Source organism: Pseudomonas sp. NFACC02 (assembly GCF_900110765.1).
In the GTDB taxonomy this organism is placed as follows: domain Bacteria; phylum Pseudomonadota; class Gammaproteobacteria; order Pseudomonadales; family Pseudomonadaceae; genus Aquipseudomonas.
The window spans coordinates 1-14,430 of sequence record NZ_FOEO01000008.1 but is presented as its reverse complement, the minus strand read 5'-3'; the positions used below and the strand labels follow the sequence as shown (position 1 = coordinate 14,430).

Genomic DNA, 14,430 nt, shown 5'->3' with positions numbered 1-14,430 from the left:
AAGAGCCTTTCCAGGCTATGGATGGTTGCTGAGAATTTGTCGCAACAATTTCAGAATCGTCGCATTTATTTAAGAATCCTACAGCCACCGCCCACCAGCGCAGGCCCCGAAGCGGAGTGATGCGGCTGACGGAACGGGCGTTGCGGCCAACTGGTCAGTGGCGCATGGCTGGCGACCGACTGGATGGCCGCGACTTCCAGTGCCTCGAATTCATCCAGCGGCGGCAGCAAGCCGGGCAGGCGGCTGGCGAGCAGGGTTTTACCGGTGCCCGGTGGACCACTGAACAATAGATTGTGAGCCCCTGCCGCAGCGACAAGCAGGGCGCGTTTGGCTGCAGTCTGCCCCTGCACTTCGCTCAGATCAGGATAAGGTTGCGTCTGCAGAATCAGCCCGTTGGATTTGTACGGCTCGATGACGGTGTGGCCGTTCAGATGGGAGACGAGTTCGAGCAGATGGCTCACCGCGATCACCTTCAGCCCGGACGCCAGACAGGCTTCTTCAGCGTTGACTGCCGGCACGATCAAGGTGTGCCCAGCCGCGCGGGCCGCCAGCGCTGCGGGCAACACGCCCTGCACAGGCCGTATCGCACCCGACAGCGCAAGCTCTCCCAGACATTCCACGCCATCGAGCGCCAGCGTCGGCACCTGCGCACTGGCAGCCAGCAAGCCCAATGCGATGGCCAGGTCGAAACGGCCACCGTCCTTGGGCAAGTCGGCAGGGGCGAGATTCAGAGTGATGCGTCGCGCGGGAAACTCCAGCCGACAGTTGAGAATCGCACTGCGCACCCGGTCCTTGCTTTCTTTCACCGCGCCTTCGGGCAGCCCCACCAGCGTCAATGAGGGCAAGCCGTTGGCCAGGTGGGTTTCGACGGTGACGGCGGGTGCTTCGACACCGACTTGTGCGCGGCTGAGGACAATGGCGAGGGACATGATCTTTCCTTGATGAGGCACCGCGTCCTGCGGCGTGCTCAAGGATAGTCAGAGATCATCTGGGATTGTCTTCGCAAGTTCTACCAGGTGTGTCGGGGTGAAATCCCAGACAAAGTTTCTGGCTGAACCTGCAACTGACCTACGACCTGCGCAAAACGGAGATTGAACGTGGGTCGGCCATAAAAGCGCAGGTTCAGCGCCTCTCGCACTGTGCTTGAGCACGATCGACATGCCGGGCATAGGCCGGCATGCGGTCCGCTCACTCTTTTGGTTGCGCCGCCAGTTGCGCTTCCATCTCGGCCATTTTCGCTTCCAGTGCCTCAAGACGGGCACGGGTGCGGGCCAGGACGATCATCTGGCTGTCGAATTCTTCCCGACTGACCAGATCCAGTTTGCTGAAGCCGCTTTGCAACAGCGCTTTGAATTGGGTTTCGAATTCATTGCGTGGCAACGGGGTTTCGCCGTTGAACAACCGCGAGGCATGGCCACTGAGGGCGTCTAGAAAAGCTTTGGGCGCGAGCATGATCAACTTCCAGAATCAGATGGTCGGCAGTGTAGCACGCCGTTTCTTCACGCTTTCGCGACGCGGGTTGCACGGTTTTCGCGCATCGGGGCGTGCACGCGCGCACCGTTGTTGTGCGGTCCGAATGAGTGATGGCGATCTGGACCCGCATGATGGGCACCTACGTGCCGTAATTCGCAGGATTTGGCGAGATGGCAAGCTTTCTGCTTAGTGGCATATGACCCATGCACTGATGCAGTCGCTGTGACGAATGCAGTGCGGCAGGCGGAGCGGGGAAGTGTTTCGTCAGAAGCGGTTTTCTGGCGTTGGTCTGGTCTGTTTCGGGCCATCGACGCGTTACAAAGCCAGACACTGCGCTTAGACTTGAGTCGGGTTTGTTTTCCTGGGGCAAGTCCACCAATTCGGGAGAAAGTTTCATGAAGCTAGTCACTGCCATCATCAAGCCGTTCAAGCTGGACGACGTACGCGAGTCGTTGTCCGAAATCGGCGTGCAGGGCATCACGGTAACTGAAGTCAAAGGCTTCGGACGTCAGAAAGGCCACACCGAGCTGTATCGCGGTGCGGAATATGTAGTCGACTTCCTTCCCAAGGTGAAGATCGATGTTGCGATCGACGACAAGGATCTGGACCGCGTTATCGAAGCGATAACCAAAGCGGCCAACACCGGCAAGATCGGTGACGGAAAGATCTTCGTGGTCAATCTGGAACAGGCTATTCGCATCCGTACCGGCGAAACCGATACCGACGCAATCTAAGCCGCCAAACCCAACGCCCCAGGAGAAAACAATATGACTCTGCGTCAATTCGCAGGGCTAGGAGCCCTGTTGTCCCTCGTAACCCCTGGCTTGGCCATGGCGGCAGACGAAGTGGCAGCCCCAGTACTGAACTCAGGCGACACCGCCTGGATGCTGACTTCGACAGCCCTGGTGCTGTTCATGACCGTGCCCGGCCTCGCGCTGTTCTACGGCGGTATGGTCCGCTCGAAAAACGTGCTTTCGGTGATGATGCAGTGCTTCGCCATCACCGGTCTGATCAGCATTCTGTGGTGCATCTACGGCTACAGCATGGCGTTTGACACCACCGGTATGGAAGCCAACGTCGTTAACTTCAACTCCTTCGTCGGCGGCTTGTCGAAGGCGTTCCTGGCGGGCATCACGCCTTCCAGCATCACAGGTGCCACAGCGCTGTTCCCGGAAGCTGTGTTCGTCACCTTCCAGATGACGTTTGCCATCATTACTCCAGCCCTGATCGTCGGTGCCTTCGCAGAACGCATGAAGTTCTCCGCGATGCTGATCTTCATGGCCATCTGGTTCACCCTGGTTTATGCGCCAATCGCGCACATGGTCTGGAGTGGTGTTGGTGGTCTGCTGTGGGACTGGGGCGTTCTCGACTTCGCAGGCGGCACCGTCGTTCACATCAACGCTGGTGTGGCCGGCCTGGTAGCGTGCCTGGTGCTGGGCAAGCGCAAAGGCTTCCCGACCACTCCGATGGCTCCGCACAACCTGGGTTACACCCTGGTCGGCGCAGCGATGCTGTGGGTAGGCTGGTTCGGCTTCAACGCCGGTTCCGCTGCTGCGGCGAACGGCACTGCCGGTATGGCGATGCTGGTCACTCAGATCGCAACCGCCGCCGCTGCGCTGGGCTGGATGTTCGCCGAGTGGCTGACCCACGGTAAGCCAAGCGCGCTGGGTATCGCTTCGGGCGTGGTTGCCGGTCTGGTTGCCATTACCCCTGCGGCCGGTACTGTTGGCCCGATGGGCGGCCTGATCATCGGTCTGGCGGCTGGCGTGGTCTGCTTCTTCTGCGCCACCAGCCTGAAACGCAAACTGGGCTACGACGACTCCCTGGATGCCTTCGGCGTTCACGGCATCGGCGGTATCCTGGGCGCGATCCTGACCGGCGTCTTCGCAGCACCGTCGCTGGGCGGCTTCGGCACTGTGACCGACATCGCTGCTCAAGTGTGGATTCAGTGCAAAGGCGTAGGCTTCACGATCATCTACACCGCGATCGTGACCTTCATCATCCTCAAGGTGCTGGACGCGGTCATGGGCCTGCGTGTCACCGAGGAAGAAGAAGCGGTGGGCCTGGACCTTGCGCAACACAACGAGCGTGGCTACAACTTGTAACCATCGTTTGAAAAAAATGCCCGGTTTACCGGGCATTTTTTTGTCTGGCGTTTGTCGATAGGCAGGACAGCCAGCGAGTGACGCGCCAACGGCATGCAGGCCCCGCCACAGGGCATCCCCGGACGTTCTTGCAACGGGATACCCGGTAGGGTTTTCGGCTTACAGAAAACGTCACTCATTGCGCGCTTTGTTTTTTTTTTTAGCGCGTTAGAATGCGCGCCGAAGGGCGGAGAACTGTATGTGGCAACAGACCAGAATCACGCTGCGTGCAAGGCCTCGCGGGTTTCATCTGGTGACCGATGAAATCGTCGCAGGACTTCCCGAACTGCGTGATTGTCGCGTCGGGCTGTTGCATTTATGGCTGCAGCATACCTCGGCCTCGTTGACCATCAACGAGAATGCCGACCCGGCTGTGCGTCGTGACTTCGAGCGTTTTTTCAACCGGTTGGTGCCGCAAGGGCGTGACGGTTATGAACATGACGATGAGGGTCCCGATGACCTGCCTGCGCACTTCAAAGCCAGTTTGCTAGGCTGCCAGCTTGTTCTTCCGGTCACTGACGGAAGGTTGGCCATGGGAACCTGGCAAGGTGTTTATTTAGGCGAGCACCGTGATGCTGGCGGTGCCCGCAAAGTCCTCGCCACCCTGCAAGGTGAGGGGCACCACCGCTGATTGTCAGCGGCGGTTGAATTTTTTCCGGCTGTCTTAGAAATTAGGCGCAGCTGGGCTATAACTAATCTGCTTTCGCAAGTCATGAGGTAGAACATGAGCGACGACGACATCGATAACGAAGGTCTGGAAGACGATCTGGAAGGTGAGGACGACGGTGAGGAGCTTGCGGCTGCTCCCGATGAAGATGTTTCGGATGTCGAAGACAGCCCCGAAGCCTCGGTCACTCCCGCCAAAGGCAAGGCCAAGGCTGCGGTCTCGATTGATGAGCTGCCCAGCGTAGAGGCCAAGAACAAAGAGCGTGATGCTCTGGCTCGCGCGATGGAGGAATTCCTCGCCCGTGGCGGCAAAGTGCAGGAAGTGGAGGCCAACGTGGTCGCCGATCCGCCCAAGAAGCCTGACAACAAGTACGGTAGCCGCCCTATCTAAGGGTGCTGATACCTGCTGGAAAAAAGCCCGCTGTCGCTGCGGGCTTTTTTTGGGCTTTTGCTTTGTAGGTGTTTTGCTTGGACTTCTTACTCTGATGCCCGAAGGGCATCAAACTAACAATCTCAAGCCAGCCCCGCCAACACCCCAGGCAGCTCCGTCAAACTCCTGATCTGCGCATCCGGCAATCTGTCCGATTCCCACGGTTTGCCCGCCGGGTTGTACCAGATCGCGCGTAGGCCGGCCTGCTGGGCCCCCGCGATGTCGTCGCCGGGGTGATCGCCGACATGCACGGCATGGCGCGCGTCGGCGTTGCCGCGTTTTAGCGCTTCCATAAAGGGCGCGGGATCGGGCTTGCCGATACCCAGATCTTCCGCACACAGTGCAAACGCAAAATAGTCGGCCAGCCCCAAACGACGGACGTCGGCATTGCCGTTGGTGACCACGCCCAGCGTGTACTGCTTGGTGAGCTGTTCCAGTGTGGGGACGACCTCGGGAAAGATATCCAGCTGATGCCGTCCTTGCAGGAAGACTTCAAAGCCGCGGTCTGCCAGGTCCTGTGCCTCGCCGTGTCCATAACCCGCATCCTCAAGCGCCAGAAACAGCACCCGACGGCGCAATGCGCTGATTCGGTGCTTGAAGCTTGGGTCGGCTTCCACCAATCGCGAGCGAATCTCCCACAAGTGTTCCACCGGCACAGGGCCCAGTTTCGGCGCATGCTCTGCCAGCCAGTCGCGCAGCATGGCTTCTGCGCTGACAATGGCCGGTGCGGTGTGCCACAGCGTGTCGTCCAGATCGAAGGTGATCAGCTTGATGCTCATGGTTCTGAAGAATCCTTGCGTTTGGCCCGTGGATGGGCGCTGTCATACACCGTTGCCAAGTGTTGGAAATCCAGGTGGGTGTAGATCTGAGTCGTTGTGATGTCGGCGTGTCCCAGCAGCTCCTGCACGGCGCGCAGGTCCTGGGAGGATTCAAGCAAGTGGCTGGCGAAAGAGTGCCGGAGCATGTGCGGGTGCAGATTTTGTCCCAGCTCGCGCTCACCCGCTGCCTTGACCCGAAGCTGGATCGATCTCGGTCCCAGTCGTCGACCTTGCTGGCTGATGAACACCGCGTCGTCCTGAGGGTTGGCCAGCGCGCGTTGCTTCAACCATTCCTCCAGCGCCTGGCGCGCTTTTCGGCCGACGGGGAGTACGCGGGTCTTGCTGCCTTTGCCGATAACCTGGACCAGCCCGTCCGCCAGATCCAGCTGTTCGCAGTTCAGGCCTGTCAGCTCGGACAAGCGCAGGCCGGACGAGTAAAACAATTCGAGAATGGCGTGATCTCGCCGCGCGAGGAATTCGTCTTCTACGCCGCCTTCCAGCAGTTGCAGCGTGCGGTCGGCATCCAGCGTCTTGGGTAGGCGGCGCTCGCCTTTGGGAGGGGCCAGCCCATTGGCCGGGTCGTGGTCGCAGACGCCTTCGCGGTTCAGATAGTGATAAAAGCCACGCACGGCGGAGAGCAATCGGGCGATGCTGCGGGATGACTGACCTTGCTGGTGCAGGCGGGCAACGAGGCCGCGCATGGACTGGATGTCCAGTTCCTTCCAGCAGCCGATGTTCTGTTTCTCGCAGAAGCTCAACACTCTGCTCAAGTCTCGGCGATAGGCATCAAGGGTGTGGGGCGACACCTGACGCTCACTGCGCAGGTGTGTGCAGTAAGCGTCCAGTTGCCTTTCCATGGCTAGCGTACCGAACGCAGGGCGTTGGTGAAGCGTGGCAGCAGGCGGCTCAACACATCGGCGATATAGCTGAGAAACAGCGTGCCCACCGAGCTTTTGTAATGTTGCGGATCGCGGCTGCCAATGGCGAGTACGCCATGCAGGCCCTGGTGGTTGAGCGCGACGATGGCGGTGGAGCCCACTTCCTTGCTCTGGTCCGCCCCGAACAGGAACTCCAACTCGTGCTCCCGCAAGGCACCGCAGACCGTTTTGCCGCCGGATATCAACCCACCGATGGCCTTCTGCGCATCCGCACTGCTGACCCAGCGGCCAACCGTCATCGGGTTGTCGCTGAACAGGATCAGGCTGACGAAAGGCACCTGAAACTCCTGACGAAGGCTGTCTTCCACCGCAATGACGATGTCTTCCAGGCTGTTGGCGTCCATCAGCGTGAGGATCAGGCGACGGGTTTTTTCGAAGAGACGGTCATTGTCGCGCGCCACGTCCATCAGTTGTGAAAGCCGATGACGCATTTCAATGTTGCGCTCGCGCAGCAGTTTCAGCTGCCGCTCAACCAGCGAGACGGTGTCGCCACGCTGATGAGGAATGCGCATCGCGGTGAGCAGGTCGTCGTGCTCGGCAAAAAAGTCCGGGTGTTGCTGTAGCCAGGCGGCGACTGCCTCGGCTTCAAGGGCGGGCACTGCGTTATCGGCAGGCGATTCGCTGGGCGTGTCGGTTGAAGTCTGAGGCTGGTCGGTCATTGGATACTCTCACTCATAGACGTACTTGGCCTTCGTAGACCCTGACGGCCGGGCCGGTCATCAACACAGGATGCCCCGGGCCGGCCCATTCGATGGACAGGCGCCCGCCGGGCAGATCGATCAACAGCGGCGACTCCATCCAGCCCTGGCTGATAGCGGCTACCGCCGCTGCGCAGGCGCCGGTGCCGCAGGCCTGGGTTTCTCCCGCCCCACGCTCCCAGACGCGCAACTGTGCGCGGTGGCGGTCTACGACGTGGAGGAAACCGACGTTCACACGGGCCGGAAAGCGTGGGTGGTTTTCGATCTTCGGGCCGAGGCTGTGAACGGGGGCATTGTTGATGTCGAAAACCCGCAGCACCGCATGGGGATTACCCATCGACACCGCAGCGATTTCGACACTTTCACCTTCGACATCCAGCGTATACCGGGTGGCCTGTTGCGGCGCATCGAAGGGAATGTCTGCCGGCGCCAGGCGCGGCGCACCCATGTTGACGCTGATCTGGCCGTCGTTACGGATGTCCAGTTCGATGATGCCGCTCTTGGTTTCGACCCGGATCTGCTTTTTGGCCGTCAGGCGCTTATCCAGCACGAAGCGGGCGAAGCAGCGCGCGCCGTTGCCGCATTGTTCGACTTCGGACCCGTCGGAATTGAAAATCCGATAGCGAAAATCCACATCCGGATTGCTCGGCGCTTCAACCAGCAGCAGTTGATCGAAACCGATGCCGGTGTGTCGATCACCCCATTGCTTGGCGTGCTTGGGCAAAATGTGCGCGTGCTGGCTCACGAGGTCCAGCACCATGAAATCGTTACCCAGGCCATGCATCTTGGTAAAACGCAGCAGCATGGGATTACTCCGGCAGCAGGCTTTCGCCGGCAAACAGCTCAGTCACGGTTTCACGACGACGCACTTCGAACGCCTGATCCCCATCGACCAATACCTCGGCAGTACGGCCGCGGGTGTTGTAGTTGGAGCTCATCACGAAGCCATAAGCCCCGGCGGAGTGAACAGCGAGCAGGTCGCCCTCGGCGAGCGCGAGTTCGCGTTCCTTGGCCAGGAAATCGCCGGTTTCGCAGATGGGACCGACGATATCGTACATGCGCTTGGCGCCATCGCGCGGTTGAACGGCCGTGACATCCATCCAGGCCTGGTACAGCGCCGGGCGGATAAGGTCGTTCATGGCCGCATCAACGATGGCGAAGTCTTTGTGCTCGGTGTGCTTGAGGTACTCGATACGGGTCAGCAGCACGCCGGCGTTTGCCACGATGAAGCGGCCCGGTTCGAACATCAGTGCCAGATCGCGGCCCTCAAGGCGTTCGCGCACGGCTTTGATGTAGTCGCCTGCCAGGGGCGGCTCTTCATCGCGATAGCGCACGCCCAGACCGCCACCCAGATCCAGGTGACGAAGCTGAATGCCGCAGTCGCCGAGGCGATCGACCAGATCCAGCAGGCGATCCAGCGCATCGACGAACGGCGACAGCGTGGTCAGTTGCGAACCGATGTGGCAATCGACGCCGATGACTTCCAGGTTCGGCAACTGCGCAGCGCGGATGTAGACGTCTTCGGCGTCGGCGATGGCGATGCCGAACTTGTTTTCTTTAAGGCCGGTGGAAATGTACGGGTGAGTGCCCGCGTCGACGTCCGGGTTCACGCGCAGGGACACCGGGGCACGTACGCCCATTTCGGCGGCCACGACCTGCAGGCGCTCCAGTTCGTCGGTGGATTCGACGTTAAAGCAATGAACGCCGACTTCAAGCGCCCGACGCATGTCGTCACGGGTCTTGCCGACACCCGAGAAAACGATCTTGTCGGCCTGACCGCCGGCGGCCAGCACGCGCTCCAGTTCGCCACGGGAAACGATGTCGAAACCGGCGCCGAGACGGGCCAGGACATTGAGGACGCCCAGATTGGAGTTCGCTTTAACCGCGAAGCAGACCAGATGCGGCATGCCGCTCAGAGCGTCGGCATAGGCGCGGTATTGTGCTTCGATGTGCGCGCGGGAGTAGACATACGTCGGCGTGCCGAAGCGCTCGGCGATGGCAGACAATGCAACTCCCTCCGCGAACAGCTCACCGTCGCGGTAGTTGAAGGCGTCCATGGTCAATCCCTAGTAGGTCGAGTGCTTGTGCGAGTGCGATTGGTTCTGAGCGCCCGGGGCGTTGGACTGTTCATCATCGGGCAGGTACAGAGGACCTTTTTGACCGCAGGCAGAGACCAGGCACGCTACAGCGAGGAGCGCGGCCAGGGAGGAAATCAGGCGCTTCATGGCGAAATCCTTTGTATAAGCATTAATTGCGCCCGAGTATACCGACCAGCCTACAGATTGCCTATGCGCTGGAGTTCCCGTCCGGCGGGGCTTTGACGCATTGACCGGATAACCATGTAAACACTGTGCGGTTTTTTGGCGCAGCGGATGGCAATTGGGCGGGTATGCTTTGCAATTGCCGGGGAGCGACCGTATCGTGCGTCGCTGCGCCATCCGTAGACACTTTCGAGGTTCCTGCAATGAGTTTGACCGAAGCCCGCTTTCACGACCTGGTGGATGCCACCCAAGAAAAGCTCGAGGATATTTTCGACGACAGCGGTCTTGATCTGGACCTTGAGAGCTCGGCCGGTGTGCTGACCGTGAAATTTGAAAACGGCACTCAGTTCATCTTCAGTCGTCAGGAGCCGCTGCGTCAGTTGTGGCTGGCAGCGGTCGACGGTGGTTTCCACTTCGACTATGACGAAGAAGAGAAACGCTGGGTGTGCGACAAAAGCGAGGAGCTTTTAGGCGAAATGCTTCAGCGTCTGGCGCTGAAGCAGGCCGGTGTCGAAATCGAGTTCGACGCCATTGACGGTCATAGCGACGGCAATCGCTAATGACGGCAAGTTCCGCCCCTGTCAGACCGCCGAAACCGCTGTTCAGCAACGTCAGCCCGGCTGTTCCATCGCCTTGCATCAGCGTATGCCGGCTGGACGAGGACAAAGTGTGTACGGGGTGCTTCCGGCACGTCGAAGACATCCGCGAATGGCGCGCGGCGACGGATGAGCGCAGAAGAGAGATTGTGCGACAGGCCGACCAGCGTCGGGCAGGGGCTTAACCCCAGGTCCCAAGCGCCGCGATTGATTGTAGGAGCCGGCTTGCTGGCGAACGCGGTGGGTCAGTATGAGTGAGCTGACTGACACGCTGAATTCGTCCGACTCCGGCCCACAGTAAGCCGGCTACGGCCTACGGCCAGAATCAAAAGCACATGTCCGCAGAACGGCGGATGCCCGGAGGGCGTAGGAGCGTGGCTTGTCCCGCGATCTGCCGGGAACCGGCAGCAAACCCGGCTGATGCGGTCTAGCTGACACACCGAGTTGCCTGACGTTACTGCCGCTTCGCGCCAGATCGCGGGACAAGCCACGCTCCTACGCCCTGCGGGCAGAATCAAAGCCTCCAGAGAGGCTGCACATGTGGTGTGAGGAAGACAATTACTACGGAGTTTCATGCCGCGATGATGCCGGTCCAATAGGCCCTCAAGCCTCATCCATCGCTTCATTCAGCGACTTCTCAAGCTCCGCCTTGTAGCGCAGGAACAGAATGGTCTGTCCTCGCGTGTCCCCCAGTATCCCCGAGAGATCCAGGTCGGTGATGTAGCAGCGGTAGCGTTGCGGCTCGCTGCGCTGATCGAGGATTTTGCGCGCGACGACGCTGTACAGTTGCTCGCCGAATTCAAGCTCTGAAAATTCCATGCCGTCGCAGTAGAGCGTCACGCTGACCTGGCTGGGAGAGGCTTCCTCGACGATGGCCTGAACGTCGTAAAACGGTTTGTCGGTGGGCATGACCGGCGCCAGTCGTTGCTCGATGCGCCGTGCCCGGCCGGCGCCGTCCGGGGTGATCCGGTAATACAACGTCTCCAGCGACGAGGGTTCCAGTGGATTGTCCAGCGGCAAGCGCGCGCCACGTCGATACATCAATGACTGCAGAAAGCGCTGCAACGGCATCATCAGACTGGATTCGTCGTGATACGGCAGACGCTGATGCCAAAGGGCATTGTGTTCATCGAGTACGTACAGATCGGCCTGCGGCTCGTTGATCCGGTAAAACACCTGAATGCACTCAGGCTGACCGTGAGGAATGATCAGCGACAGGTCATTGTCATCGAGCGCATGCGGGTCCAGGTGGATCGGGCTGTAGGTTGGCAGTTCTTCGCCGAGGTAGTCGTAAAGCGCCGTCAGGTTGTCGATTGCAACGTGGGCGACTTGCCCCGGCGTCATTTCCAGCACGTGATAGTGGTGCTGAACCTGGATCAGATAACGATGATTCAGGTTTCGGGCCAGCAGCAACTGCGCCGTGTTGACCAGTTCCTCGACCCTTTGCGCAATCGCAGGTGCCCGGTTATGGCAGAAGCAGCGCACGCGGATGACGGGGTCGGGTGAGGTGTCGGGCAAGTTGTTGAGCAGTTCGGTGAGGCAGTCGAGCAGCGCATGGGGACCGTCGAAGCGGCTGACCAGCACCTCGTTCCAGCTGTTGAGGGTGATCTGGTCGAAGGTCAGCACCAGGTTTTCCCGCACCCCGGCATAGCTCAGCGAATCCGTGCGCTCGGTGGTCATCAGGATGTTCAGGTCTTTGTGATGCTTGAGCGGATCCACCCCCACATTGACCAGCAGCAGGATTTCGCAGGGCACGCTTGGTTTGAGCAACACCTCCTCGTGAACCATGCCCAGCGGTGTCGGGATGCTTTGCTGCAAGGCACCCTGAAGATTGAACAGCTCGAATTCGGTCAGGTCACTGGTCCCGGGATGCAACGCGAGTCGGGTGCCGCTGTCGATCACGTTATTGCGATGGCACCAGGTCAGAAGCTCCAGTAGCTCGCGGCTGCGCTTGATCGGCGCAAAGGCTTCCCACTCATGGGCACCGAGATTGCCGTTGTACAAACCCCACTGATATTTGCCGGGTTCACGCTTGTTCGGTGATTGCACGAGCGTCAAGGTGTCTTCGGCCAGGTCTGGAGAGATGCCCGGATTGACGAATTCGACCTTGCCCGCTTTTCGCTCGAACGCGGCATACAGTCGACGGCCGAGCACGTTCAGGTCGCGCTTGTTGATGGAGCTGATCGCGTTTTGCGTACGCGCGAACTGGGTCAGGAAGCGATAGCTGTAGTTGAGCTCGCTGACCAAAGCGCGGCGCTCGCTGGATACTTGTCGCACCTTCCACTGGCTGCGGCTGTCGAGCAGGGCCAACTGACGCTCGTCCCATTTCCATTCTTTGACCAGCCGCTCCAGCAGCTGACGTTGCCAACTCGTGGTGCGCTGGCGCGGCAAGCCGGTGAGCTTTTTGTTCACCTTGAGGTAGAGGCTGCGCCTGACCAGTTCCAGGCGTTCGGGCTCGCCTCGGGCCCGCAGGTATTCCTCGATCCGGCGGTACACCATCATGTAAGGATCGAGTTCGTCCAGGTCGACGTTTCGGGCAAACACCTGCTGTTTGAGGCGCATGCTCAGGCACTGCACCTGCGGGTGTTCGCTGGCATAGACCTCGGTCAGCAAAAGCTTGAGCACGGATTTGTAGGGCGACTCAATGCCCTTGAACAGCTGCCAGAGCCCGGCACCGATGAACTCGCCGGGCGGAATGTGCGACATGTTGCCCAGATCGAGCACTTCGTCTTCTCGAATGAATCGCTTGGACAGGAGCGTGTGGGTGTACTCGGCGTAACGTGTCTCTTCGTAAGCGGGCACCAGCCACCAGAGGGGTGTGCGACCCGCCAACCAGATCGCCGTGCGATAGAACTCGTCGAGCAGCAGATAGTGCTGCGTCGTTCCGCAATCTTCGCCGCTCAGCTGTGCATCGCGTTCGCCCAGAACAAACCGCTCGGGATCAATAAGAAAAAAATGCGCTTCGGCGCCCATGGTCGCTGCCCAGGTTTCCAGCGCCTGGCATTTTTTGCGCAGCTCAAGGACCGCGTCGGGCGACAGGTTCGTGTCGTGACAGATCCAGACGTCCATGTCGCTTTGCTCGGCCTGAGCCAGCGTGCCCAGGCTGCCCATCAGGAAAATGCCATGGATGGGCATTGGAGGGTTGCCGCGACGGGGCTTGTAGGAGAAGGAGCGCGTCAGGCGCTGCGCTTCGGCCAACGCCTGCGCATCAGGTTCGTAGTGGGACACGCCAGCGGGCGTCGTACCCGACACATAGCCGGGCAGCAAAGGATGGTTAACGTGAAAAAACAGCGGCAACAGCGCCAGTACGGACTGTTGGCGCGTAGATAAACCTTCGTTGGCACGCGCGAGCCGCCCTTCGTTGAGGGTCAGGAAGCGGTTGCGCAACTGGCTGAGGACCTTACGGTCGATGCCCTCATCCAGATCGGGGCGAATTTCAAAACTACGCGTCATCGCGACTCAAAGCCGGCGAGCGGCACTGCTGGGGTGGCGAACAAGACGACAGGAAAGAAGGATCAGCATCCGATGGCTGCTGATAACGCGATGGTTGTCTTTTTTCTGGCGCCAGAATTTTATCGGCGCAGCATCTTACAAATGAAGGGGGCGCGAAACCTTTATTTCATGAGGCATGAAAAAGGTTTCGCGGTGCGACGATTTCAGGCCGCTTCCTGGGCGGTGGTCAGAATGATCAGCAGCGATTGAGCGTGCTCGGCGGCATCCAGTCCCAGACTGGTCAGATAGCCTCCGTCGACCTGTGTCGTCAGGCCTTTTTCAAAGAGTCGTTTGGCAGCGGCAACAGCGGTGGGAGCAGCCACGTGGTGGACTTTAAGACCCTCCTGGGTATTGCTTAGGTTGAACAGTGACAGGATTTCCAGTTCGGCAACCAATTCAGGGGTAAACGACATAGGTGCTCCAGACTTTTTCTAATTGAAAACGCGGCGAACGAATCGCAGACGTGACAGCCCCGTCGGTCAAGCGGCAGCGAGGCATCTGGAGTGTAGTTAGCGTCTGGGGGTTTTGCAGAAAGTATCTGGCCGGTCGTCAGGTGGTGCGTTGCGGTAATGCTTCTGCCCGGGGGGCGTAGGGAGCGCGCTTGCCCTCGATCTGGCGCACAGCGCAGCGGTCTGCTTCCGATCTCGCTTCTGATCTTCTTACCGAGAGAATTCAGGCTCCATTGAACGCGACTTGGGGGCATGCCAAACGTAGACGATGTCAGGGCTTTTTAGTTTTTGAGGTGCGCGGTGGGTGGGTTTGTTGGGTTTGTTGGGTTTGTTGGATTCGTGTGGTTTGTTGGGTTTGGCATTGGGAGGGTGGGCAGATCCATTTTCTCGGGTGGCGCCGATTCACCTTTCCGCCCCTCCGGCGGGTCACTTTTGAAAAGGCACCAAAAGTAACCAAAAGTGCCC

15 protein-coding genes and 2 pseudogenes are annotated in these 14,430 nt (G+C 59.7%); 7 read left to right on the top strand and 10 right to left on the bottom strand.

Translation table 11 applies throughout. From position 1 onward, the window contains the following. Positions 1-77: 77 nt before the first annotated feature. A pseudogene (locus tag BMY73_RS09405) lies at positions 78-929 on the bottom strand (magnesium chelatase domain-containing protein); the annotation flags it as partial. A 116-nt stretch (positions 930-1,045) separates the two neighbouring features. On the opposite strand from BMY73_RS09405, the pseudogene BMY73_RS28545 reads away from it, so the two are divergent. Continuing rightward, a pseudogene (locus BMY73_RS28545) lies at positions 1,046-1,147 on the top strand (addiction module antidote protein, HigA family); the annotation flags it as partial. A gap of 41 nt (positions 1,148-1,188) precedes the next feature. Here BMY73_RS28545 and BMY73_RS09395 read toward each other — a convergent pair. Beyond that, complete coding sequence (locus BMY73_RS09395; RefSeq protein ID WP_062379719.1) at positions 1,189-1,452, bottom strand: accessory factor UbiK family protein; 264 nt, start codon at positions 1,450-1,452, stop codon at positions 1,189-1,191. A gap of 416 nt (positions 1,453-1,868) precedes the next feature. Here BMY73_RS09395 and glnK point away from each other — a divergent pair, with 416 nt between their 5' ends. From glnK to sutA, 4 genes are all read left to right on the top strand, one after another. Next, a complete protein-coding gene (glnK, locus tag BMY73_RS09390; RefSeq protein ID WP_002555808.1) occupies positions 1,869-2,207 on the top strand; it encodes a P-II family nitrogen regulator in 339 nt (112 codons plus the stop codon). 33 nt (positions 2,208-2,240) lie between these two features. Continuing rightward, positions 2,241-3,578 (top strand): ammonium transporter, encoded by a 1,338-nt coding sequence (locus tag BMY73_RS09385; RefSeq protein ID WP_062379716.1) that lies wholly within the window; start codon positions 2,241-2,243, stop codon positions 3,576-3,578. Positions 3,579-3,816: 238 nt separating this feature from the next. Continuing rightward, a complete protein-coding gene (locus BMY73_RS09380) occupies positions 3,817-4,248 on the top strand; it encodes a secondary thiamine-phosphate synthase enzyme YjbQ (RefSeq protein ID WP_092406625.1) in 432 nt (143 codons plus the stop codon). A gap of 93 nt (positions 4,249-4,341) precedes the next feature. After that, positions 4,342-4,674, top strand: a complete 333-nt coding sequence (gene sutA, locus BMY73_RS09375; protein WP_092406623.1) for a transcriptional regulator SutA — start codon at positions 4,342-4,344, stop codon at positions 4,672-4,674. A 122-nt stretch (positions 4,675-4,796) separates the two neighbouring features. Here the strand turns inward: sutA and BMY73_RS09370 are convergent, their stop codons facing one another. Genes BMY73_RS09370 through BMY73_RS09345 form a run of 6 tightly spaced genes read right to left on the bottom strand, consistent with a single transcriptional unit; the run spans position 4,797 to position 9,392 of the window. Continuing rightward, positions 4,797-5,492, bottom strand: coding sequence for an HAD family hydrolase (locus tag BMY73_RS09370; RefSeq protein ID WP_092406621.1), 696 nt, complete (start codon positions 5,490-5,492; stop codon positions 4,797-4,799). Next, the gene (xerC, locus tag BMY73_RS09365; RefSeq protein ID WP_092406619.1) at positions 5,489-6,388 is read right to left on the bottom strand and encodes a tyrosine recombinase XerC; all 900 of its coding nucleotides are present in this window, start codon (positions 6,386-6,388) and stop codon (positions 5,489-5,491) included. Before xerC ends, BMY73_RS09370 begins: the two co-directional genes overlap by 4 nt. 2 nt (positions 6,389-6,390) lie before the next feature. Beyond that, positions 6,391-7,128, bottom strand: coding sequence for a DUF484 family protein (locus tag BMY73_RS09360; protein ID WP_062379706.1), 738 nt, complete (start codon positions 7,126-7,128; stop codon positions 6,391-6,393). A 13-nt stretch (positions 7,129-7,141) separates the two neighbouring features. Then, complete coding sequence (gene dapF / locus BMY73_RS09355; protein WP_092406617.1) at positions 7,142-7,972, bottom strand: diaminopimelate epimerase; 831 nt, start codon at positions 7,970-7,972, stop codon at positions 7,142-7,144. Positions 7,973-7,976: 4 nt separating this feature from the next. Next, complete coding sequence (gene lysA / locus BMY73_RS09350) at positions 7,977-9,224, bottom strand: diaminopimelate decarboxylase (RefSeq protein ID WP_092406615.1); 1,248 nt, start codon at positions 9,222-9,224, stop codon at positions 7,977-7,979. A 9-nt stretch (positions 9,225-9,233) separates the two neighbouring features. Beyond that, the gene (locus BMY73_RS09345) at positions 9,234-9,392 is read right to left on the bottom strand and encodes an LPS translocon maturation chaperone LptM (protein ID WP_081564772.1); all 159 of its coding nucleotides are present in this window, start codon (positions 9,390-9,392) and stop codon (positions 9,234-9,236) included. 239 nt (positions 9,393-9,631) lie between these two features. Between BMY73_RS09345 and cyaY the strand changes: the two genes are divergently transcribed. Together cyaY and BMY73_RS09335 are read left to right on the top strand one after the other, a co-directional pair. Continuing rightward, the gene (cyaY, locus tag BMY73_RS09340; protein ID WP_062379700.1) at positions 9,632-9,988 is read left to right on the top strand and encodes an iron donor protein CyaY; all 357 of its coding nucleotides are present in this window, start codon (positions 9,632-9,634) and stop codon (positions 9,986-9,988) included. Next, positions 9,988-10,209 (top strand): DUF1289 domain-containing protein, encoded by a 222-nt coding sequence (locus BMY73_RS09335; RefSeq protein WP_092406613.1) that lies wholly within the window; start codon positions 9,988-9,990, stop codon positions 10,207-10,209. Before cyaY ends, BMY73_RS09335 begins: the two co-directional genes overlap by 1 nt. A gap of 418 nt (positions 10,210-10,627) precedes the next feature. Here BMY73_RS09335 and BMY73_RS09330 read toward each other — a convergent pair whose 3' ends face one another. Then, positions 10,628-13,477, bottom strand: a complete 2,850-nt coding sequence (locus BMY73_RS09330) for a class I adenylate cyclase (RefSeq protein ID WP_092406611.1) — start codon at positions 13,475-13,477, stop codon at positions 10,628-10,630. 203 nt (positions 13,478-13,680) lie between these two features. Then, complete coding sequence (locus tag BMY73_RS09325) at positions 13,681-13,929, bottom strand: TIGR02647 family protein (protein ID WP_062379696.1); 249 nt, start codon at positions 13,927-13,929, stop codon at positions 13,681-13,683. Positions 13,930-14,430 lie beyond the last annotated feature (501 nt).

Excerpts from the sequence above, each read along its gene's own strand:
- BMY73_RS09385 (WP_062379716.1), top strand. The coding sequence starts at position 2,241 with ATGACTCTGCGTCAATTCGCAGGGCTAGGAGCCCTGTTGTCCCTCGTA.
- BMY73_RS09370 (WP_092406621.1), bottom strand. The coding sequence starts at position 5,492 with ATGAGCATCAAGCTGATCACCTTCGATCTGGACGACACGCTGTGGCAC.
- cyaY (WP_062379700.1), top strand. The coding sequence starts at position 9,632 with ATGAGTTTGACCGAAGCCCGCTTTCACGACCTGGTGGATGCCACCCAA.
- BMY73_RS09380 (WP_092406625.1), top strand. The coding sequence starts at position 3,817 with ATGTGGCAACAGACCAGAATCACGCTGCGTGCAAGGCCTCGCGGGTTT.
- BMY73_RS09335 (WP_092406613.1), top strand. The coding sequence starts at position 9,988 with ATGACGGCAAGTTCCGCCCCTGTCAGACCGCCGAAACCGCTGTTCAGC.
- dapF (WP_092406617.1), bottom strand. The coding sequence starts at position 7,972 with ATGCTGCTGCGTTTTACCAAGATGCATGGCCTGGGTAACGATTTCATG.
- sutA (WP_092406623.1), top strand. The coding sequence starts at position 4,342 with ATGAGCGACGACGACATCGATAACGAAGGTCTGGAAGACGATCTGGAA.
- xerC (WP_092406619.1), bottom strand. The coding sequence starts at position 6,388 with ATGGAAAGGCAACTGGACGCTTACTGCACACACCTGCGCAGTGAGCGT.
- BMY73_RS09330 (WP_092406611.1), bottom strand. The coding sequence starts at position 13,477 with ATGACGCGTAGTTTTGAAATTCGCCCCGATCTGGATGAGGGCATCGAC.
- BMY73_RS09345 (WP_081564772.1), bottom strand. The coding sequence starts at position 9,392 with ATGAAGCGCCTGATTTCCTCCCTGGCCGCGCTCCTCGCTGTAGCGTGC.
- BMY73_RS09325 (WP_062379696.1), bottom strand. The coding sequence starts at position 13,929 with ATGTCGTTTACCCCTGAATTGGTTGCCGAACTGGAAATCCTGTCACTG.
- BMY73_RS09360 (WP_062379706.1), bottom strand. The coding sequence starts at position 7,128 with ATGACCGACCAGCCTCAGACTTCAACCGACACGCCCAGCGAATCGCCT.
- BMY73_RS09395 (WP_062379719.1), bottom strand. The coding sequence starts at position 1,452 with ATGCTCGCGCCCAAAGCTTTTCTAGACGCCCTCAGTGGCCATGCCTCG.
- glnK (WP_002555808.1), top strand. The coding sequence starts at position 1,869 with ATGAAGCTAGTCACTGCCATCATCAAGCCGTTCAAGCTGGACGACGTA.
- lysA (WP_092406615.1), bottom strand. The coding sequence starts at position 9,224 with ATGGACGCCTTCAACTACCGCGACGGTGAGCTGTTCGCGGAGGGAGTT.